This is a genomic window from Methylobacterium sp. CB376 (assembly GCF_029714205.1).
Lineage (GTDB): Bacteria > Pseudomonadota > Alphaproteobacteria > Rhizobiales > Beijerinckiaceae > Methylobacterium.
The window spans coordinates 861,886-881,727 of sequence record NZ_CP121648.1; the positions used below are offsets into that span (position 1 = coordinate 861,886).

At 64.8% G+C, this 19,842-nt stretch carries 18 protein-coding genes and 2 pseudogenes; 13 read left to right on the forward strand and 7 right to left on the reverse strand.

The annotated features are described in order from the left end of the window. The first annotated feature begins 832 nt into the window (after positions 1-832). Together QA634_RS35725 and QA634_RS03790 are read left to right on the forward strand one after the other, a co-directional pair. Positions 833-1,399: a phosphatase PAP2 family protein gene (locus QA634_RS35725; protein ID WP_236728926.1), complete on the forward strand. Its 567-nt coding sequence runs from the start codon at positions 833-835 to the stop codon at positions 1,397-1,399. A gap of 216 nt (positions 1,400-1,615) precedes the next feature. Then, entirely contained in the window at positions 1,616-2,815 is a 1,200-nt protein-coding gene (locus tag QA634_RS03790; RefSeq protein WP_012330728.1) for an IS256 family transposase, read from the forward strand. Here the strand turns inward: QA634_RS03790 and QA634_RS35520 are convergent. After that, a complete protein-coding gene (locus QA634_RS35520) occupies positions 2,790-3,179 on the reverse strand; it encodes a DUF6538 domain-containing protein (RefSeq protein WP_322597453.1) in 390 nt (129 codons plus the stop codon). The genes QA634_RS03790 and QA634_RS35520 overlap by 26 nt on opposite strands. 583 nt (positions 3,180-3,762) lie before the next feature. Then, positions 3,763-4,554, reverse strand: a pseudogene (locus QA634_RS03795) (aldehyde dehydrogenase family protein); the annotation flags it as partial. Here QA634_RS03795 and QA634_RS03800 point away from each other — a divergent pair. The 9 genes from QA634_RS03800 to QA634_RS03840 all read left to right on the forward strand — a co-directional run bounded on the left by QA634_RS03800 (position 4,496) and on the right by QA634_RS03840 (position 12,380). Continuing rightward, positions 4,496-4,780 carry a hypothetical protein gene (locus QA634_RS03800; protein ID WP_043700774.1) on the forward strand — a complete coding sequence of 95 codons (285 nt, stop codon included), beginning with the start codon at positions 4,496-4,498 and terminating at the stop codon, positions 4,778-4,780. The pseudogene QA634_RS03795 and the gene QA634_RS03800 sit on opposite strands and share 59 nt — an antisense overlap. A 149-nt stretch (positions 4,781-4,929) precedes the next feature. Then, positions 4,930-6,171 (forward strand): ABC transporter substrate-binding protein, encoded by a 1,242-nt coding sequence (locus QA634_RS03805; RefSeq protein ID WP_210161169.1) that lies wholly within the window; start codon positions 4,930-4,932, stop codon positions 6,169-6,171. A gap of 212 nt (positions 6,172-6,383) precedes the next feature. Continuing rightward, positions 6,384-7,238 (forward strand): branched-chain amino acid ABC transporter permease, encoded by an 855-nt coding sequence (locus QA634_RS03810; protein ID WP_012330730.1) that lies wholly within the window; start codon positions 6,384-6,386, stop codon positions 7,236-7,238. 11 nt (positions 7,239-7,249) lie between these two features. After that, a complete protein-coding gene (locus QA634_RS03815; protein ID WP_012330731.1) occupies positions 7,250-8,242 on the forward strand; it encodes a branched-chain amino acid ABC transporter permease in 993 nt (330 codons plus the stop codon). After that, entirely contained in the window at positions 8,239-9,060 is an 822-nt protein-coding gene (locus QA634_RS03820; protein WP_012330732.1) for an ABC transporter ATP-binding protein, read from the forward strand. The genes QA634_RS03815 and QA634_RS03820 overlap by 4 nt, the downstream gene beginning before the upstream one ends. After that, entirely contained in the window at positions 9,057-9,770 is a 714-nt protein-coding gene (locus QA634_RS03825) for an ABC transporter ATP-binding protein (RefSeq protein ID WP_012330733.1), read from the forward strand. The genes QA634_RS03820 and QA634_RS03825 overlap by 4 nt, the downstream gene beginning before the upstream one ends. 40 nt (positions 9,771-9,810) lie before the next feature. Further along, the gene (locus QA634_RS03830) at positions 9,811-11,298 is read left to right on the forward strand and encodes a M81 family metallopeptidase (RefSeq protein WP_012330734.1); all 1,488 of its coding nucleotides are present in this window, start codon (positions 9,811-9,813) and stop codon (positions 11,296-11,298) included. After that, positions 11,283-12,059, forward strand: a complete 777-nt coding sequence (locus tag QA634_RS03835; RefSeq protein ID WP_210161170.1) for a FadR/GntR family transcriptional regulator — start codon at positions 11,283-11,285, stop codon at positions 12,057-12,059. The genes QA634_RS03830 and QA634_RS03835 overlap by 16 nt, the downstream gene beginning before the upstream one ends. 90 nt (positions 12,060-12,149) lie before the next feature. Then, entirely contained in the window at positions 12,150-12,380 is a 231-nt protein-coding gene (locus QA634_RS03840) for a hypothetical protein (RefSeq protein WP_012330736.1), read from the forward strand. 323 nt (positions 12,381-12,703) lie between these two features. Here QA634_RS03840 and QA634_RS03845 read toward each other — a convergent pair whose 3' ends face one another. Then, positions 12,704-14,041, reverse strand: a complete 1,338-nt coding sequence (locus QA634_RS03845; RefSeq protein ID WP_012330737.1) for an aspartate aminotransferase family protein — start codon at positions 14,039-14,041, stop codon at positions 12,704-12,706. Positions 14,042-14,186: 145 nt separating this feature from the next. Here QA634_RS03845 and QA634_RS03850 point away from each other — a divergent pair, with 145 nt between their 5' ends. Both QA634_RS03850 and QA634_RS03855 read left to right on the forward strand, forming a co-directional pair. Then, positions 14,187-14,738 (forward strand): cupin domain-containing protein, encoded by a 552-nt coding sequence (locus QA634_RS03850; RefSeq protein WP_012330738.1) that lies wholly within the window; start codon positions 14,187-14,189, stop codon positions 14,736-14,738. A gap of 21 nt (positions 14,739-14,759) precedes the next feature. Then, positions 14,760-15,032 (forward strand): annotated as a pseudogene (locus QA634_RS03855) (tyrosine-type recombinase/integrase); the annotation flags it as partial. A 328-nt stretch (positions 15,033-15,360) separates the two neighbouring features. On the opposite strand, the gene QA634_RS03860 reads toward QA634_RS03855, so the two are convergent. From QA634_RS03860 to QA634_RS03875, 4 genes are all read right to left on the reverse strand, one after another. Beyond that, positions 15,361-16,242: a 3-hydroxybutyryl-CoA dehydrogenase gene (locus QA634_RS03860; protein ID WP_012330739.1), complete on the reverse strand. Its 882-nt coding sequence runs from the start codon at positions 16,240-16,242 to the stop codon at positions 15,361-15,363. A gap of 272 nt (positions 16,243-16,514) precedes the next feature. Next, complete coding sequence (locus QA634_RS03865; protein WP_265576518.1) at positions 16,515-17,564, reverse strand: ABC transporter substrate-binding protein; 1,050 nt, start codon at positions 17,562-17,564, stop codon at positions 16,515-16,517. 11 nt (positions 17,565-17,575) lie between these two features. Beyond that, entirely contained in the window at positions 17,576-18,397 is an 822-nt protein-coding gene (locus tag QA634_RS03870; RefSeq protein ID WP_012330741.1) for an ABC transporter permease, read from the reverse strand. Continuing rightward, entirely contained in the window at positions 18,394-19,209 is an 816-nt protein-coding gene (locus QA634_RS03875) for an ABC transporter ATP-binding protein (RefSeq protein ID WP_012330742.1), read from the reverse strand. Before QA634_RS03875 ends, QA634_RS03870 begins: the two co-directional genes overlap by 4 nt. Positions 19,210-19,842: the final 633 nt, after the last annotated feature.

The following is a 19,842-nucleotide window of genomic DNA, read 5'->3' on the forward strand; positions in this document are numbered from 1 at the left end:
TTGCTCTGCACAAGCTCTGTTAATTCATATGCGCAAGAGAAGCCATGTGGCCCATTTTGTCAGGATTGCGTGGACCGCTTGAATATACCAAGAGACTCTAGCGGAAATCTAATATTCAAGATGTCTCCAGTCAGCAAGGCAACATTCAAGGAGTGCATCGCGAGTTCGATGCCGAATGGTGGCCCTCGCTCCAACGCTCGCACCTCAAATGCGAAGAAGCTCCGCGTTTTCTGAGTTTCAAAGCAGACTACAAGCCGGGGCACGGCGGCTGGCCGGGCGAGAGGGAGGCGAGGCCACGGCTCCACGCGGAGACAAGGCGCCGGGACCGGCCATCGGGTCGGCGGCCGGCATGGCGCCCCGATACTCGCCCGAGATCTGGCGGGGCTTGCCGCCGGTCCCGGCCTACGCGAGCCGCACCAGCAGGATCGCGGGGAGGTCGAGCGCCACATCCTGTGCGATCAGCCGCTACTCCACGACCAGGATCGCCAGGACGGTCTCGTCCTCATCGTGAATGTTGCTCACGCCACTGGCGAGATCGAAGCAGGGCGGATCAGGCCCCCTTCTACGCAGCCGGCGGTGCCCGGCTGCGCGCCTCGCGGTTGATAACAAGGCCATCAGCATTAGACAGCAAGCTACTTTTCTGCAAATCTTTGGGTGAAAATGAAACTCTGCTGCAGCGCAACGAGAAGCGTGAGGTAGCTCTGCGATGCTTACGACCATCGATAATTATTTCCTCAACTTGATGGGCAGATTTGCCGGACATAACGCATTGTTGGATAGATTTGTAATAAAATTCCTTGACTTGGATTCAGTAAAGTGTCTTCCTTTCATTATGTGTATTGTTTATTTCTGGTATCGCAAGTCTGATCGAAAGTCGTACAAAATCTTTGCTATCGGAGCAGTTATCAGCGTTTTCACAGCTATATTGACTTCTAGACTGACACAGAATCTTCTTCCAATGCGGCTGCGGCCTCTTCACTCAGGCGATTCTAATTTTATTGCTCCGATCGGAACTAAAATAGAGATATTTGAGCACTGGAGTTCATTTCCGAGCGATAGTTCGGCATACGCATTTGCACTCTCAACCGCGATCTGGTACGCTTCCCGATCATTGGGAAGCTTCTTTTATGCTTGGTCGATTTTCGTCATGTGTTTGCCTCGGATTTACGCTGGCTATCATTATGCAACCGATATCATCGCTGGGGCCATCATAGGCATTTCGACAGCTATGTTTGTAAGATTTCTTCTACCCATCAACACGATTTCAAGACGTGTTGAAGCTATATCGACAACCCACCCCGGCTTGTTCAACGTAGCGTTCTTTGTTCTGATGTTCCTACTTACTACTCAGTTCAGTGATATCAGGACGGCATTCGCCTCACTGTTTAAGGCGGCTTAAATCTCCGGTATGATCATGGTCCTGTGCCGCGCTATGCGCCAGCATCGGGGACGCGGGTCGTGTCCCTACTGGTGGTGTAGCTCGCCGGGAGCGAGAGAGCCCGCCTGCGCGCCCATCACAGCGCTGAAGCAGGCGGGATCTCTCGCGGGGTGGTCATCGGCGGTTGCCGGGTAGGGTGGGGTTGCTGGCACCAACCGCGAACCCGAGAGACCTCCGATGACCGACGAGATGATGAGCCTGCGCGGGCTGCTGGAGAAGAGCGCCGACGCGGACCTGCTGCGCGAGATGATCGGCTTTGCGGCCGAGCGGCTGATGGAGCTGGAGGTAGGCGGCCTGACCGGGGCGGCCCACGGCGAGAAGAGCGCCGAGCGGCTGGTCCAGCGCAACGGCTATCGTGACCGGGACTGGCAGACGCGGGCGGGCACGGTCGAGCTGCGCATCCCCAAGCTGCGCAAGGGCTCGTACTTCCCGGCTTTCCTGGAGCCGCGCCGCATGGCCGAGAAGGCACTCACCGCCGTGATCCAGGAGGCGTACATCCAGGGCATCTCGACCCGCTCGGTCGATGATCTCGTTCAAGCCATGGGCGGCACCGGCGTGTCCAAAAGCCAGGTCTCTCGGCTCTGCCAGGAGATCGACGAGCGCGTGGGCGCGTTCCTTGACCGGCCGATCGAGGGCGAGTGGCCGTCTCTCTGGATCGACGCGACCTCCGTGAAGGTGCGCCAGGACGGTCGTATCGTCTCGGTGGCGGTGATCGTGGCGGTGGGCGTGAACAGCGACGGGCGCAGAGAAGTGCTCGGCATGGACGTTGGCCCCTCCGAGGCCGAGACCTTCTGGACCGACTTCCTCCGGAAACTCGCCCGGCGCGGTCTGCGCGGCGTGAGGCTTGTGATCTCGGACGCGCACGAGGGCATCAAGGCCTCGGTTGCCAAGGTGATGAATGCCACCTGGCAGAGGTGCCGCGTCCCCTTCATGAGGACCGTGCTGGCCCACGCCGGCCGCAGCGGGCGGCGCGTCGTGTCGGCCTTCATCGCCACCGCCTTCGCCCAGGACGACGCGGAGGCCGCCCGTCAGCAGTGGCGGCGCGTGGCCGATCAACTCCGGCCCAAGGTCCCTAAACTCGCCGCCCTGATGGACGCGGCCGAACCGGACGTGCTGGCCTACATGGGCTTTCCCGCCCAGCATCGGGTCAAGCTGCACTCCACGAACCCGCTGGAGCGCCTCAACGGCGAGATCAAGCGGCGCACCGAGGTGGTCGGCATCTTCCCCAACGAAGCCGCGATCACGCGCCTTGTTGGCGCGATCCTGCTCGAACAGAACGACGAGTGGGCCGTCCAGCGCGCCCGCTCCATCACCCTGGAAAGCATCGCCCCCATCGGCGATGATCCCCTCGTCAGCCTGCCCACCCTGGCAGCCTGATCGTCCCGGCCCCAGTCGGTGATCGGGGTGACCACGCCGAAGCTACACCACGCCTGGGGACACGACCGCCACCTTGCCTCTGTGTGAGTCTCTGTGGCCCTTCACGGACCGAACGCCAGACCTTCTCCAAGTACGCCACAGCGACAGCCTGCCGTACCTTGGCCTCCACGGGGTCACGGGTGCGCAGCGACGTACGAACGTCCTTGGCCTTGTCCGAGATGACGAGGTGTACCTCCCCCTCCCCTATCGGGATGGTAAGCTTCATGCCTCGCACCTTCGCGGCTACGTCTGCCGGAATGCGCTGAACCAGTTGGTGGTAGGAGGAACCTGAACGCCTCATCGGGCGGGCCATCTGAAGGGGCATGTTGAACGCATCTGTTGAACAGCCAGATGCCAGCCAACCCACTCAGATCAGGATGCTTTTGAGGCGTCAACCACTTAGGGAGTGGTTGGTGCCCAGGAGAGAAGTCGCAAATCGTAATGAAATCAAAGGCGATGGAGCAAGGTGCGGGATTCCGCGGCCCTTTGAGGCGCAAGGGCAATTTTCGACGCTTCCCGCACCTTCTTGGGCGCGTAATGGGCAAGAGAGGGAACCTCTGGGTGGATGGGCTGACACAAGATCCGGCTGCAGCCGGAGCGGCGCTCGGGCTTCCAGAGCAGCACGTCGAGGCGCGGGCTGATGACCTAACGCGAGCCGTACCCGACCGCTTGGGCCCCCTCCCCTGCCCGTCCAGAGTTAGGCCCGCCGCCGCACAGCAGAGCGTGACAGTACCGCCCAGGACGGGAGCACGTGACCCGTTCCGGACATCGCACTTCGCCGCCCCAGAGGTCCGCTTCAGCTGGCGAAGCGGACGCTCGGCCGCTTCAGATGCATCGGTATCGGTCGGCCACCTGCACGGCGTCCGATCGCAGGGTGCGTACGTCCGCTCCCGCCACCGCCTTGCCTCCTGCCTAGTGGGCATCACGAAGTCGGCCCCCGCCCGGATGCCGGTCGGCCAGCGGGTCGTGATCGTCTTGAGGCGGGTGTAGAACCGGACGCCCTCCGGCCCGTGCATGTGGTGGTCGCCGAACAGCGACGCCTTCCAGCCGCCGAAGGAGTGGAAGGCCATCGGGACCGGGATCGGCACGTTGATGCCGACCATCCCGACCTCGATCTGGTGGGCGAATTCCCGCGCGGCGTCGCCGTCCCGGGTGAAGATCGCCGTGCCGTTGCCGAATTCGTGCGCGTTGATGAGCTCCGCCGCCGTGGCGTAATCGGGGACGCGGGCCACGGCGAGCACCGGCCCGAAGATCTCCTCCTCGTAGATCCGCATCTCGGGCGTGACGCGGTCGAACAGCGTGCCGCCGACGAAGAAGCCGTTCTCGTAGCCCTGGAGCGTCAGGCCGCGCCCGTCGACGAGGAGCTCGGCGCCCTCGGCGACGCCCTGGTCGATGTAGCCGCGCACCTTGTCGAGGTGCTGGCGCGTGACGAGCGGCCCCATCTCGGCCTCCGGATCGGTGCCGGGGCCGACCTTCAGCGCGCGCACCTTCGGGACCAGCCGCGCGATCAGCGCGTCGGCGGTCTTCTCGCCCACCGGCATCGCCACCGAGATCGCCATGCAGCGCTCGCCCGCCGAGCCGTAGGCGGCGCCCATCAGCGCGTCGACCGCCTGGTCGAGGTCGGCGTCCGGCATGATGATCATGTGGTTCTTGGCGCCGCCGAGCGCCTGGGCGCGCTTCCTCTGGCTCGTCGCGGTCGACGCCTACGCCTCCACCCTCAACTACACCGCCTTCCTGCGGAACCGGGCCCGGCGCGTCTTCCGCTGCGCCGGCGCCGATGCGCAATTCGCGGCGGCCGGCTGCCCGGATCTCGTGCGCGTCCTGCCCCAGACCGCGTTCCAGCGCACCGACTGGCGGATGCCGCATCCCGACAGCCGCGAGACGCGGCGCTGCCGGCCGCGCCTTCATGGTCCGCCGTGTCGGTGAGGAGCGCGGCCGCTCCTATCCTTATCGACACCCCGACTGAGGCGATTTCGATCGGGCGACGAGGCGGGTGTGAAAGAATCGTTCCTCCGGTCGCGCCACCCACTCGCCGAGGCTGGGAGGATGCGGCACAATCGATGCGTATAGATCGCATGGATCAAGCGATCATCGCCAGCGCAGAGGACGCCATGCTCAATCGTCGTGCATTCCTGACGCAGACCGCCCTCGCTGCCGCCGCGCTCGGCGCGCCGGCCCTGCTGCGGGGCGCCGCGGCAGCCGACGGCGCTCTTACGGTCGGGGCACCGCTGCCGATGTCCGGAGCCTTCGCGGCGAACGGGAAGTTCGCGGCGCTCGGCGCGACCTTCGCGGCGGAAGAGGTCGGCACGGTGCTCGGCCGCAAGGTCGTCGCGCGCGATCTCGACACCGAGGGTAAGCCGGCTACGGCGGCCCGCAAGGTTCAGGAAGCGATGGCCGAGGGCACGCGGCTCTTCGCCGGCGGCATCCTGTCCTCGGAGGCGCTCGTCATGGGCAAGGAGGTGAGCAACGGCGGCGGGGTGTTCTTCACCACCGCGGGTGCCGACGAGATCACCGGCAAGGAGTGCAACCGGGGAACCTTCCGCTGGAGTGTACCCACCTTCGGGGCGATCGCCCAGACCGTGCGCCCGCTGATCGAGCAGATGCCGCAGGCCAAGCGCTGGTACACGATCACACCGCAATACGTCTTCGGCGAGGGGCTCCTCGCCGCCGCCAAAGCGGTCTTCCAAGAGAAGGGGGTCGAGCACGTCGGCAACAGCTACCACTCGCTCGCCGAGAAGGAGTTCAGCGGCTATCTCACGAACGCCGTTGCGGCCAAGCCCGACGTGCTGTTGATCCTGAGCTTCGGCTCACAATCCTCGGACACCATGCGGCAGGCCGTCAGCTTCGGCCTGAAGAAGCGCATGACCATCGTGCTCGCCTGGGCCTCCGGCCTGGAGCAGTTCGAGGCGCTGGGCCCCGACCTCTGCGAGGGCATCTATTTCGGCGCGCAGTACTGGCACGCCGTGGACACGCCCCTGAACAAGGCCCTCGTCGCCAAGGTGCGCGAGACGCACAAGTTCAGCCCGAACTACTCGTTCGCCGGATCCTACCTGCTCACCAAGTTGCTGCTCGACGCGGCCGCCAAGGCCGGCTCGGCCGAGGGATCAGCGGTGATAAAGGCGCTCGAAGGGCTGACCTATGCCGGCCTCACTGGCGAGGAGGAGATCCGCGCTGCCGACCATCAAGTCATCAAGAACTACTACCTGCTCAAGGGAAAACCCAAATCTGCGATGGCCGACAAGGACGATTTCGTCGATATCGTCAGCTCTGGCAAATCGTTCCTTTCGCCCGAGGCCTCTGGCTGCAAGATGAGCTGAGATGCGCAGCGGACCGGCTCCTTGCGGACGGAAACGGCCGGATCCCGCGTGCCGGCCCCAACCTGGGGTGTCGACCGGTCGCGGATCGTCCGGCCTCGCAATACCCCCACCGGTGACCCGAGCGCTCCCGCGCGGCTCTCGCCCGTGCGCAAGTTGCTCCGAATGAGGTCGAGGGCGGGAATGGGCATTCAGACCGGCCGGCAGAGGCTCGCGTGACCTACCTGTTCCAGATTCTCAACGGTATCGGCCTGGGGATGCTCTACTTCCTGCTCGCCGTGGGATTGAGCGTGATCTTCGGGCTGCTGCAATTCGTGAACTTCGCTCACGGGGCCTTCTACATGCTTGGGGCGTATCTCGCCTACGAAATGGTCGCGCGCGGGGTCAGCTTCTGGCTGGCGCTCCCGCTCGCCTGCCTCGGCGTGGGCGCGCTCGCCGCCCTCACTGAGGCCGTGCTGCTGCGCCGGATCTACGCGCAGGCGCACACTTTCCACATCCTCGCGACGGTGGGCCTCGCGTTGGTGGTGCAGGAGCTCGTGATCATCATCTGGGGACCGATCGGCGGCAATCTCGCGCCGCCCGAGGGCCTATCCGGCGTCGTCATTCTCGGCGACTTCATCTATCCCGAGTACCGGCTCTTCGTGATCGCGCTCACGGCTCTGCTCGCCGCAGCCCTGTGGTGGCTCTTGGAGGGCACGCGCGTCGGGGCGATCGTGCGCGCGGGCTCCGAATCGCCGGAGGACATGGCGCTCCTCGGCTATGACACCCGCCGCATCAACACGGCGGTGTTCGGGCTCGGCGCCGGGCTCGCGGGGCTCGCGGGGGCGCTCGCCGCGCCGATCCGCGGCGTCGACCCGTTCATGAGTGTCGAGGCGCTGAGCGTCGCCTTCGTAGTCGTGGTGATTGGCGGCATGGGCAGCTACGCCGGGGCGCTGGCGGCGGGGCTCGCGGTTGGCATCGCGCAGAGCCTGATGGCGACGCTCTGGCCCGAGGGCGCCCGGCTCGTGATCTATCTCGGCATGGCGGGAATTATCGTCATGATGCCGCGGGGCCTGTTCGGGCGCGCGTGAGGGCTGTCGCGATGATCCGCTTCCTCGAACGCCCGCTTCTCCATTTCGGGCTCGCCGCGTCCACCGTGCTGGTGCTGCCGCTCGTCCTGCGCTCGGGCACCCTCGCCAGCGAGATCCTGATCTACGGGCTCGCTGCAGCCGCCTGCAACCTGCTCCTCGGCTATACGGGGCTACTCTCCTTCGGGCAGGGCATCTTCTTCGGTCTCGGCAGCTACGCGGGCGGTCTCCTCCTCCTGCGCGCCGGCTGGCCGGCGCCCGCGATGCTGCCCGCGGTCGCCCTCGTCGGCGCCGCGACCGCGACCGCAGTCGGCTGGCTCTCGATCCGACGGCAGGGCGTCTACTTCGTGATGCTGACGCTCGCCTTCTCGCAGCTGTTCTATTTCCTGGCCTACACGTTCAGCGATCTCACGGGGGGCGACAACGGGCTGCTCAACGTTCCCCGCCCCACGATCGGCGGGAAGCCGCTCGCGGATCCCTGGGCCTACTACGCCTTCGTAGCCGTGCTCTTCCTCGCGCTCTTCGCAGCCCTCCAGCGCGTGGCGCTCTCCACCTTCGGCCGCACGCTCCTCGCGATCCGCGACAACGAGGCGAGGGCCAGCGCCATCGGCTTCCCGGTGCGCGCCTTCAAGGTCGCGGCCTTCGCGATCTCGGGAGCGGCGACGGCTCTCGCGGGCGCGCTCCACGCCATGCTCATCGGCGTCGCGCCGCTTTCCAACATGGAGTACCACACCAGCGAGACGCTGCTGATCATGACGATCATCGGCGGGGCCGCGAACCTGTTCGCCTCGGTGCTGGGCGCTGCCTTCTACCTCGTCGCTGGCGATCTGCTCTCGGCGATCTGGCCGCGCTGGCTCCTGCTGCTCGGCGCCCTCCTGATTGCCATCGCCCTGTTCATGCAGCGGGGCCTCTGGGGCCTGATCGAGCGGTTCGCCGCACTCGCAACGCAGACGCCGGACGAGCCTGGCCCGGCCGACCGCCCCGTGCCGGAGGAGAGCCGCCCGTGACCGCTCCCGCGCCCCTCTCGGAACCCGCCGTCGAGGCCGGGATCGAGCCAACCTTCGCGCCGGCCCTGGCCGCCGAGGGGCTCGGCGTCCACTACGGCAGCTTCGTCGCCCTGAAGGACGTCACCCTGCGGGTGCGCGAGAACAACGTGCACGCCATCATCGGGCCGAACGGGGCCGGCAAGACCACCCTATTTCACGCCCTCACCGGCCGCATCCGGGCGGCCAGCGGGCGCATCACCCTGAACGGCCGCGACATCACTCGAACCCGCGACGACGATCGGGTGCGGCTCGGGCTCGCCCGCTCCTTCCAAGTCACGAGCCTGTTTACGACCTTGAGCGTGCGCGAGAACCTCCGGCTGGCCGCGCAGGGGCGCACGCCCTGGTCGGCGCTCGCGCCCTGGCGCCGGGTGCCGGAGCGGGACGCGGCTCAGGAGACGGCGGACGCCCTCCTCGCGCGGCTCGACCTCGGGGTCGTCGCCGGGCGGGTGGCCGGCGAGCTCTCGCACGGGCAGCAGCGGCGCCTTGAGGTCGGCATGGCGATGGCGGCGCGGCCGAAGGTGATCCTGCTCGACGAGCCAACCTCGGGGATGGGCACCGACGATATCGGCAGGATGACCGACCTGATCCGCGATCTCGGCCGCGACCACACCGTGCTGTTCATCGAGCACAACATGGGCATCGTGATGAACATCAGCGACACCGTCACGGTGTTGCGTGGGGGTCAGGTCTTGGTCGAGGGCCGGCCGGCGCAGGTGCGCGACGACCCGGAGGTACGCCGCGCCTATCTCGGCAACATGATCACGGGAGACCTGCGATGAGCGGGGCCGCGGCGCTGCGTCTCGACAACGTCCACGGCTATTACGGCAAGAGCCACATCCTCCAGGGTGTGAGCCTTGAGGTGCGCGCGGGCGAGATCGTCTGCCTGCTCGGGCGCAACGGGGCGGGCAAGACCTCGACGCTGCGCAGCATCAGCGGCCTGCTGCCGCCCCGCCGCGGCCGGGTGACCTTCGGTAGCTCCGAGATCGCCGGCTGGGCGCCCCACCGCATCGCCCGGGCGGGCCTTTGCCTTGTGCCTGAGGACCGCGGCATCTTCGGCCTGCTCACGGTCGAGGAGAACTTGAAGATCGCCGTGCGTAAGGGCTCGCCCTGGTCGGTTCAGGACATCTACCGGATCTTCCCTCGCCTGGAGGAGCGGCGCCGCAACGGCGGCGCCCAGCTCTCCGGTGGTGAGCAGCAGATGCTCTCGATCGCCCGTGCGCTCCTCACCGGCCCGAAGCTCCTGATGCTCGACGAGCCGGTGGAGGGCCTCGCGCCGGTCGTCGTCGAAGAGATCGTGGCGCAGATCCGCCTGATCCGGGAGGCGGGCGTGCCGATCCTGCTCGTCGAGCAGAATCTCGCGGTCTGCATCAGTCTGGCAGACCGGCACTACATCCTCGAGCTCGGACGCATCGCCTATCACGCCAGCGGGGCGGACTTCGCGCTGGACGAGGCTGCGCGCGACCGCTTCCTCGGTGTGAAAGCCCACTGAGCCCGCAACCCCAGCTCGAACTCCCCCGCCGAGGGCCGCCATGCGCATCGTGACCGCTCGCCTCAACCACGAGACGAATACCTTCTCGCCGCTCGCCACACCGCTCGCGGCCTTCCGGCCGGTCTGGGGCGAGGAGGCCCGCACGGCGGGCACCGGCAGCGCCACCGCGCTCGGCGCCTTCCTGGCCTTCGCGGAGAGCCGGGGGGCGGAGGTCGCCGTGCCGGTCATGGCCCACGCAAACCCCAGCGGGCCGGTCGCGGACGCGGCCTTCGAGGCGCTCGCCGCCGCAATCCTGGCCGCGGTGGCGCAGGGCTGCGATGCGATCCTCCTCGACCTGCACGGCGCCATGGTGACCGAGAGCCACGACGACGGCGAGGGTGAGCTTCTCGCACGCATCCGGGCCATCGCCCCGGACGTGCCGCTCGGCGTCGCCCTCGACCTCCACGCCAACGTGACGGCCCGCATGGTCGAGAACGCTGACGTCATCATCGGCTTCAAGACCTATCCGCACGTGGACATGGCGGAGACGGGCGACCACGTGGCCCACCTCGTCGGCCGAATGCTCGACGAGGGTCTGCGGCCGCACCAGGCTTGGTGCCACCCGCCGCTTCTCGCCCACACGCTGCGAATGGACACCCGCGTGCCGGGGCCGATGGCCGACCTGGTCGCGGCTGCACGGACGATGGAGGCGCGGCCGGGCATCCTCGCCGCGACCCTCTTCGGCGGCTTCGGCCTCGCCGACCTGCGAGAGGCTGGCGCGTCCTTCGTGGTCGCGGCCGAGAGCGCGGCGCAGGCGCGCGAGGCCGCTGCCGAACTCGGCGCCGCGCTCTGGGCCCGCCGGGCGGAGTTCGTCTACGAGGAGGCGCCGCTCGCGGACTCGATTGCGAAGGCTCAGGCGGCCGCCGACGGGCGGGGCACCGGCCCGGTCCTGCTTCTCGACCACGGTGACAACTGCATGTCGGGTGGCACCTGCGACGTGATGGACGTACTCGCCGCCTGCCTCAAGGCCGGCCTCGACGGCATCGTCGCCGGGCCGATCTGCGATCCCGAGACCGTGGCCGAACTCCTCGCGGCCGGGACCGGCGCCGCGGCGGAGGTCCGGCTCGGCAACAAGGTGCCGCTTCCAGGCTTCCCGCCCCAGGCACCGCTCGCGCTGACCGGCCGGATCGCGGCCGTGGGCGACGGCAGCTACGTCGTCACCGGCCCGACCTACACCGGGCAGCGCTTCTCGATGGGCCGCGCCGCGGTCCTCGATACGGGGCGCGCGCGCGTACTGGTGACGGAGGAGCCGCACGAGCCCTGGGACCGGGCGATCTTCACCGAGAACGGCATCGAGCCGCGGGAGGCGCGCTTCCTGGTCCTGAAGTCGCGCATGTACTGCCGACCGGTCTTCGAGCCGATCGCCCGGGCGGTCGTGGAATGCGCCAGCGCCGGTGTCACGAGCTCCGACTACCGGCTATTCCCTTTCGTCAAGTTGGCGCGCCCGACCTACCCGATCGACCGCGAAGTCGCTTGGCCGGCCCGATGAGCGCGGAGGAGGCGAAAGCCGCTGCGCCGCTGCGGCGGATCAAGCTGTCGGACCAGATCGCCGAGGATCTCTGCCGCCGCATCGCCCGCGAGCGCCTGGAGCCCGGACAACGCCTGCCGAACGAGCAGGCCCTGATGCAGCAATACGCCTGCGCCAAGGGAACGATCCGGGAGGCGCTGAAGGCCCTGGAGGTGCAGGGCTTGGTGACGATGCGGCCGGGCCCGAACGGCGGCGCCGAGATCCGGCCCGTCTCGGTCGACGCGGCCGCGCAGCACTTGCGCCGTTTCCTGCACTTCCGCCAACTCGACTTCGCGCAGGTCTACGCGGTGCGCCGCAGCCTCGAAGTCGCTCTTGGCATCGGCGTGGTGGGTCGGCTCGGCGCCGAAGCGCTGCGGCGCCTGGAGGAGAATATCGCGGCCTGCGAGGCGGCCTTCGCGGCAGGCGAGCACGTCCGGAGCCGCGACCTCGAACTGACCTTCCACGACCTGCTCTGCGACGCGAGCGACAACGCGCTCCTCGCCTTCATGTGCCGCTTCATCAACAGCCTGCTGCGCGACCTCGTCGAGTTCCGGAGCAGCGCGACGGAGCACACGGCCTTCGGGGCACACAACATCGACAGCCATCGCCAGTTGGTCGCTGCGTTCCGGGCGGAGGATGCCGAGGCGGTCGGCCGCGTGATGCAGGAGCACATGTGCTGCGCCGAGCATTTCATGCGCCGGCTTGACGCCTCGTTCCGCAGCGACCTCCTCACCGTCCGGTGATGCGGCCCTCGCCGCGATACCGCGACCGCGCCACCGCACGGACTTGGCTTCGCACTGCTCGGCCTGACGCCGGCGCGGGACGATTCCCGGATGAGCTTCGCCTGCACAGTTCCCGCGACACCGGTGCTTCAGCCCGATGACGAAACCGCCCGTATCGCCCGCCGCGACGTTCCGCCCGGTGCCTCGATCGGCCGGCACGCGCACGGCCAGTCCTGTCGCAGGCTTGCCGGCATCTACAACGACGTCCGGGACGGCTTCGTTCACCCGACCGCCTTCGAGATCGCGTCGAAGCATCCCGAAGCTTTGGCGAACCCGCGCTGACGCCACAAAGATGCACCAACCGCGTGATCGTCGCTGCATTTGTGCACCTGATACCGCCGCGCGTTTGTTCTGACGCGTTCTCCTCGCCGCCCGCATCTCCGCGCAGCATGGTTCGTATGAACGGATCAGGGCAAAGGCGCGCCGGTATGAGATCTTGACGATTTCGATTCGGGCGTAAATCGACCGCAACGACAACGCATCGATCGCCGATGATTGTAATGTCACTTTCTGTGCCGCCCTATGCTCGCGCGCGGCGAGCGAGACGGAGGTGAGCAGCCGAGCGCGGTCGGCTGACCAAGCGCTCGGCGCGGTGCCGTGGTGCCTCAGGCGGCGCGCGCGAGCGCGTCTCCCAGCATCGACACCATGTCATCGACGTGCCGGCGCTCGGCGATGAGCGGCGGCGACAGGGCGATGATATCCCCGGTGACCCGGATCAGCAGGCCCTTCTCGAAGCAGTCGACGAAGGCATCGTAGGCACGGGCTCCCGGCGCGCCCGCCCGCGGCGCGAGCTCGATGCCGGCGATCATCCCGATCGTGCGGACGTCGATGACGTTGCGCGCTGCACGCAGGGTGTGCATCGCCTCGTGCCAGTACTCCTGCAGACCTGCCGCCCGGGTCAGCAGGTCCTCCTCCTCGTAGATGTCGAGGGTGGCCAAGCCCGCCGCGCAGCCGGCTGGGTGGCCCGAATAGGTGTAGCCGTGAAACAGCTCGATTGCGTCCTGCGGGCCGCGCATCAGGGCGTCGTGCACGGCCCGGCTGGCGAAGACCGCGCCCATCGGGATGGTGCCATTGGTCAGGCCCTTGGCGGTCGTCACGAGGTCGGGGGTCACGCCGAAGAAATCGGTCGCGAAGGGAGCGCCGAGCCGCCCGAAGCCGGTGATGACCTCGTCGAAGATCAGCAGGATGCCGTGGCGGGTCGCGATCTCGCGTAGCCGCTCGAGGTAGCCCTTCGGGGGCACCAGGACGCCGGTGGAGCCCGCCACCGGCTCGACGATCACCGCCGCGATCGTCTCGGCCCCGTGGAGCGTCACCAGCCGCTCCAGATCATCGGCGAGGTCGGCGCCGTGCTCGGGCTGTCCTTTGACGAAGGCGTTGCGGGACAGGTCGTGCGTGTGACGAAGGTGATCGGCGCCTGGCAGGAGCGGGAACATCCGGCGGTTATTGACGAGGCCCCCGACCGAGATGCCGCCGAAACCAACGCCGTGGTAGCCGCGCTCGCGGCCGATCAGCCGCGTGCGCGTGCCCTGGCCGACGGCACGCTGGTAGGCCAGCGCGATCTTCAGGGCCGTGTCGACCGACTCCGAGCCGGAGCCGGTGAAGAAGACCCGATCCAGGCGGCTCCCCTCCGGTCCGGGGGCGATCGCGGCCAAGCGCTCTGCGAAATCGAAGGCGATCGGGTGGCCCATCTGGAACGACGGTGCGTAGTCGAGGGTGGAGAGCTGATGCGCCACCGCCTCGACGATGTGCCGACGGCCGTGGCCGGCATTGACGCACCACAGGCCGGCGGTGCCGTCGAGGACCGTTCGGCCGTCGTCGGCGGTGTAGTGCATGCCCTCGGCCGCGACGAGCAGCCGGGGCGCCGCCTTGAATTGGCGGTTGGCCGTGAAGGGCATCCAGTAGGCGTCGAGGCTCGGGCGGTTGGCCCGCGGCTGGGTGATCATGGCACGCTCTCTGCGATGGGACATGGGCAGACACACCGTTCTGGAGAGGCCAACAAGTCATTTTCTCTTCGCGGGTAACCCTTTGACAGAGAGCACGCAGCACCCCAGTGTTGGGATATATGCAACAACCCGAACAGGAGCCCCGGTGACGAACGACGAGGTGGGGGCGCGGCTGCGCTACGTGCGAACCCTGCATGGCTTGTCGCAGCGCGCGCTCGCCAGGAAGGCGGGCATCGTGAACTCGACGATCTCGCTGATCGAGTCAGGGCAGACGAACCCCTCGGTGGGGGCGCTCAAGCGTATCCTCGACGCCGTGCCGATCGGGCTTGCGGAGTTCTTTTCGCTCGAGCCCACACGCACCGAGAAGGCGTTCTACGCCGCCGAGGAACTGGTCGAGATCGGGAAGGGGCGCATCTCCTACCGGCAGGTCGGCGAGACCTTGTTCGGCCGCGCGCTCCAGATCCTGAAGGAGCGCTACGAGCCCGGCTCGGATACGGGGCGGGTGCCGCTCGTCCACGACGGCGAGGAGGGCGGGATCGTCCTCTCGGGCCGGCTGGAGGTCACGGTGGACGACGAGCGCAAGGTTCTGGGGCCGGGCGACGCCTATTATTTCGCGAGCCGTCGTCCGCATCGCTTTCGCTGCGTCGGCCCGCTGCCATGCGAGCTTGTTAGCGCCTGTACTCCGCCCAGCTTCTGATTCATGCATCTTGCGTGATAATTGTTTCCGAGCCGCAGCCGGCGCGGTCAGCACCTTTCAACGCGCCAGTACAGCCGGTTGGTCGACAGCTGGGTGGCGCTGATCAACCTCGACCCGGCAGCCTACGGCACGCACAGCCTGCGCCGCACGAAGGTAGCGCTCGTCTACAAGCCGACGGGCAACATCCGCGCCTGCCAGCTGCTGCTCGGGCACACGAAGCTGGAGAGCACGGTGCGGTACCTCGGTATCGAAGTGGAAGATGCCCTGGTCCTGTCTGAGCAGACCGAGATCTGAACTGGGCGCCGCGGTCACACCCGCCGCGGCGCCTCCGAAGCCCGGCCGCCATATGGCTCCGAGTGACCCTGAGCGGCCCTTCGCGGTTGATGCCAGGAACGTCCGGTTGCGAGGGTTTTCCAGACATTTGATTTCCTGACACGGTTCCCTGCCACCAGCTGGCTCGCGGGGCTCTCGCGTTAAGGGCGTCAGCGGACGCAGCTACCCTGGCCGTCAGGAATCGGTCGTTTGTTGACACGCCACTCCGTGACGAGGCGCAAGTAGGGTGTCGCGCTTGCATCCGGATGAGGGCCTGATAGGGCTGCCGATAGTGCAATCCACAATAGGGTCAGCGTGTTGGGACCGGCTCCGGCCCACGGTAGTCGTAGAAGCCCCGCTTCGACTTGCGGCCGAGCCAGCCAGCCTCAACGTACTTCACCAACAGCGGGCAGGGTCGATACTTCGAGTCGGCCAGCCCCTCGTAGAGCACCTGCATGATCGACAAGCAGGTGTCGAGGCCGATGAAGTCGGCGAGTTGCAGCGGGCCCATCGGATGGTTGGCCCCGAGCCGCATCGCCGTATCAATCGACTCCACCGAACCGACGCCCTCGTAGAGAATATAGACCGCCTCGTTGATCATCGGCAGCAGGATGCGGTTGACGATGAAGGCCGGGAAATCCTCCGACATGGTGGAGATCTTGCCGAGCTTGGCGACGAACGCCTTGGCCGAGGCATAAGTTGCCTCGTCGGTGGCGATACCGCGGATGAGCTCGACGAGCTGCATCATCGGCACTGGGTTCATGAAGTGGATGCCGATAAATCGCTCGGGCCGGTCGGTTGCCGCCGCGAGCCGGGTAATCGAGATGGACGAAGTGTTAGTTGCTATTATTGTATTCTGTTTTAGTGATCCACAAAGGGCGCTTAGTATATCGCGCTTAGTCGTCTCGTTTTCTGTCGCCGCTTCAATTACTAGATCACAATCTTTAAAATCAGCTAAACTGTATGCCGGAGCAAGCCTGCTGATGGCCTCCTGACTTTTGGTTTCTTCAATTTTGTTTTTGGAGACTAATTTAACTAGATTAGCGCCAATATTTTGAAATGATACATTGATGCGATCTTCGTCGCGATCATTTAGACGCACAGCAAATCCTGCGGTCACGCAGGCCTGGGCAATTCCAGTTCCCATCTGACCAGCACCGATAATGCCAACGCTAATAATCTCAATTGTCATGTGTCGTTCCGAGCCTCATTCACGGTGGCCGGTCTGAGCCGGTGTGTCGGCCCAGACTGGCGCACCACATCACCGCCCCGTGGTATACCTAGAACGTCTCAGAAGGGCCGCAAGCAGACCCTCGGCCCATGCCCGTCGTGTTCCGCCCCGCAGGCCGCCTTATTGCGGTGCTGGTTCAAGCGACGCGTTCCGATAGAGTACCTGCATACTCGAAAATTAGCTATGTTATGTTTTTCTGACGTCGTGCTGTCTATATGTGGCAACAAGAAGTATTATTTTATTTTGTATTCTTTCGCAAAATTTTCGATTTCCTGCGGGCTGAAGGCGTTTATGTCATCGATCAAATCATTGGTGATAACGTCCGATGGTTTGACGAACGTCCTTATTACATCGTGTTTTGAAAGGAAATTGATGTAGTCCTGATAATTTTGGACTGAATTCTCCCCCCATTTGGTGACGCCGCCAGCTGCCAGCTGCCAGTTCTTCACGCGAGCTTCAAGAGTTCTTATATCTTCGCGCATCGCTGTTGTCTCGTCACGGCCGGTGCCACGCACCTGCGGGAAGACCTCGTACGTGATGCGCAATGCCGCTTCAGGGTTGGCGATCGTGAACACTGTACCCTTCGCGTAGCCCTGCGCCAGCGCGACGGCCTGAGCACGGTGGCTCTTCAGGGTTTCATCAAGTGCGATAAGACCGTTCGACGGGAACTTGGAGATTGCGCGATTGTCCTCCTCGAGAAATCGCAGCTTCGCACCGGCATTCTCGGCAAGGGCGTACTGCGTATCGAATTGCGACAGCGCGTCGACCTGGTTCGTCCTAAGCAACGCCGCCGTTTGCCCGGCTTCGCCGGCGACGACGATGGTTATATCGCGATCGGGATCCATGCCGTTGTTCGCGGCGAGCGCACGGGCGATGACCACACCTCCTGACGCCATCGACGTGACGCCGATCTTCTTGCCCTTGAGATCCTTGAAGCTTCGAACTGCGCTCGCCTCCGGTACGGCGATCCCGTAGATGTTGCCCTGATACGCCGTGTAGAAGTTCTTTGCCTTGACGCCTTGCGTGCTGATGATCGCGACCGGTTCGATCGAAGGCAGCGAGTAAGGCAGGTCCCGCGTCGCCACAGTTCGCATACAGTCCGTCGAACCGGGCAGCGGCACAAGTTCGACCTTGAACCCCGCCTTGTCGAACCAGCCCATCTTCTGCGCCACGGCGAAGGGTGCTGCCGCCGACGAGATGGTACGGGCGCACCAACCGACTTTCACGATCGCCTGAGCACGCGCCGCAGTTGTGCAAATTAATGTTGCGACTGCTGCCAGCAAACAACAATATCTCATAGCTTTACTCCATTATTGAGCGGCCGATCGGCGCCTTTTTTCTGATTTTCATCCCAGAACAGTGCGCGCTTCCGCGCAAGAACAATCACACTATTAAGGACAAGGCCCATCAGTGACAAAATAATTAGAACTGAAAATTGGCCGGCTACATCAAGAGAAAAATTCATGCTCTGAATCAGCATGCCGAGACCCGCCTGCGCGCCGACGAATTCTGCAACGATCGCACCGATCAGCGCGAAGATCATCGCGATCTCCAGCCCCGCGAAGATGTAGGGCAAGGCGTTCGGTAACTGCAGCATCCAGAAGATCTGCGTCCGCGTTGCCGCCAACGAGCGCATCAGGTTGAGGCGGTCCTCTTCAGCGGAGCGTAATCCAACGATCGTATTCACCATGAGTGGGAAAAATGCAACCAGGGCAGCGTTTACAACTTTCGATGTTAGCCCGAGACCAAACCACACGATGATAAGTGGCGCAAGCGCCACCTTCGGCATAGACTGGAACATGACAATGAAAGGATATAGGAAGTACTCGACTGTGCGGTTCAGAGCGACGACGGTCCCGAGGGCGAACGCGAGCGTTACACCGAGGGCGAAACCGAGCAGCGTCTCATAAAGCGTGACCCAGATGTGCTTTAGGTAGAGGGTCGAGGCGATGCCGCGGTAGAGGGCCGTCAGGACGGCGCTCGCTGGCGGCAGGATGTAGGCTGGGATGGCGAGCGCCCACACGACGCCCTCCCATCCGACTAAGAACACCGCGATTGCGACGAGGCGCAAGCCGAGGCCGCCGAGGCCCCGTGTGGTCCAGGAGGAGCGCATCATTCGATCCCTCCGCCAGCCGCCTTGAGGCCTTTGCGGATCTGCTTGACGTAGGCGCCGAATGTCTCTGTGTTCATTAAATCGAGCGAGCGCGGCCGCGGTAGATCGATGGCGAGTTCATCCTGAATGCGGCCGGGCCTCGGCGACATAACGAGAACGCGGTCTGCGAGAAACACGGCCTCCGCCGTGGAATGCGTGATGAAGACGACCGTCTTGCGACGCTCAAGCCAGATGCGCTGCAGTTCGACATTCATGGTCTCACGGGTGAGCGCGTCAAGGGCACCGAACGGCTCGTCCATGAGTAGCATCGCCGGGTCATGCACCAGCGCGCGTACGAGCGCGACGCGCTGCTGCATGCCGCCGGAGAGCTGCCAAGAGTAGCGATGCTCGAAGCCGGCGAGGCCGACAAGATTGAGAAGTGCCAGCGCGTGCTCGCGGATCCGCGCCTTGTCGAGATCCTGAACGTCGCCGGGCAGAACCGCATTGCCGAGTACCGTCCGCCACGGGAAAAGCACCGGCGATTGAAACACCACGCCGATGTCCCGCCGCGGCCCATCGATCTTTGCTCCATTAAGGTAGGCCTCGCCGTCTGATGCGGGTAGGAGGCCAGCAAGGATCTTCAGAAGGGTGGACTTACCGCAGCCTGATGGACCCACGACTGATATAAATTCACCCTCACCAACTGTAAATGTGATGTCCTTTAACGCAACAACGGCATCTGAAGCATCACCGAAGCGACGAGATAGATGGCGCACCACGATAGCGTGATGCACAGCGGGCATTACTGGCACCTGGGTCGTCAACCGGTCCAGCATTATTCCCTCACGGCCGAACTACCACAGGCCTGTCCAGACGGATTGTCCAACTTTTGAGCAGAATTGCAAGACCGAGCCGTGCGGCCCGCCTCTTCGCAAGGGCGATTGGAACTCTTTGAGTGCGCGACGTGACCGGCTGCAATACTTTGGCAATTTGGGAAGATTTTACCTAATCAACTGCCGGTCCTAGCGTAAAGATTACGGTCTTACATAGAACATGCCACATAATTATTACAATAAAGCCTGTGTCAACGCCGTCACAACTTGCTTCAAACAAGATGTCAATGAGTAATTGTTCGTTTAGATAGTCTGAAATTATAGTTCCGTGATTTGCTTTCTGCTTTGCGTCTCGGAACAGACATCAAGGAGGGAACTAATCAATCTCCACCAGGGGTCGCAAGCGGCCCCTCAGGTAGGCTTCATAATGCCGCCTACAAATTCGGCCACTTAGCTGGTTCCATACGCCGCTCTTACGCGAATCGGAGAGCGTGCCAGAGGGGAGAAGCCGACTTCGAATGGCTGCTGCCGGTCGTTGAGCGGCCATTCCGGCGGCACTGGTCGAAGGTCCGGAGGTGGCGCGTTGCCGCTGGATGCACGCAGCTACCCTGGCCGGCAGCGGCGTGGCGCCTTCGA

What these genes read in the sequence shown, in the direction of transcription:
- QA634_RS35520 (WP_322597453.1), bottom strand. Translation starts at nt 3,179, where the DNA reads ATGCCCCTTCAGATGGCCCGCCCGATGAGGCGTTCAGGTTCCTCCTAC.
- QA634_RS35725 (WP_236728926.1), top strand. Translation starts at nt 833, where the DNA reads ATGTGTATTGTTTATTTCTGGTATCGCAAGTCTGATCGAAAGTCGTAC.
- QA634_RS03875 (WP_012330742.1), bottom strand. Translation starts at nt 19,209, where the DNA reads ATGCTGGACCGGTTGACGACCCAGGTGCCAGTAATGCCCGCTGTGCAT.
- QA634_RS03815 (WP_012330731.1), top strand. Translation starts at nt 7,250, where the DNA reads ATGATCCGCTTCCTCGAACGCCCGCTTCTCCATTTCGGGCTCGCCGCG.
- QA634_RS03800 (WP_043700774.1), top strand. Translation starts at nt 4,496, where the DNA reads ATGTGGTTCTTGGCGCCGCCGAGCGCCTGGGCGCGCTTCCTCTGGCTC.
- QA634_RS03840 (WP_012330736.1), top strand. Translation starts at nt 12,150, where the DNA reads ATGAGCTTCGCCTGCACAGTTCCCGCGACACCGGTGCTTCAGCCCGAT.
- QA634_RS03825 (WP_012330733.1), top strand. Translation starts at nt 9,057, where the DNA reads ATGAGCGGGGCCGCGGCGCTGCGTCTCGACAACGTCCACGGCTATTAC.
- QA634_RS03790 (WP_012330728.1), top strand. Translation starts at nt 1,616, where the DNA reads ATGACCGACGAGATGATGAGCCTGCGCGGGCTGCTGGAGAAGAGCGCC.
- QA634_RS03860 (WP_012330739.1), bottom strand. Translation starts at nt 16,242, where the DNA reads ATGACAATTGAGATTATTAGCGTTGGCATTATCGGTGCTGGTCAGATG.
- QA634_RS03805 (WP_210161169.1), top strand. Translation starts at nt 4,930, where the DNA reads ATGGATCAAGCGATCATCGCCAGCGCAGAGGACGCCATGCTCAATCGT.
- QA634_RS03870 (WP_012330741.1), bottom strand. Translation starts at nt 18,397, where the DNA reads ATGATGCGCTCCTCCTGGACCACACGGGGCCTCGGCGGCCTCGGCTTG.
- QA634_RS03845 (WP_012330737.1), bottom strand. Translation starts at nt 14,041, where the DNA reads ATGATCACCCAGCCGCGGGCCAACCGCCCGAGCCTCGACGCCTACTGG.
- QA634_RS03830 (WP_012330734.1), top strand. Translation starts at nt 9,811, where the DNA reads ATGCGCATCGTGACCGCTCGCCTCAACCACGAGACGAATACCTTCTCG.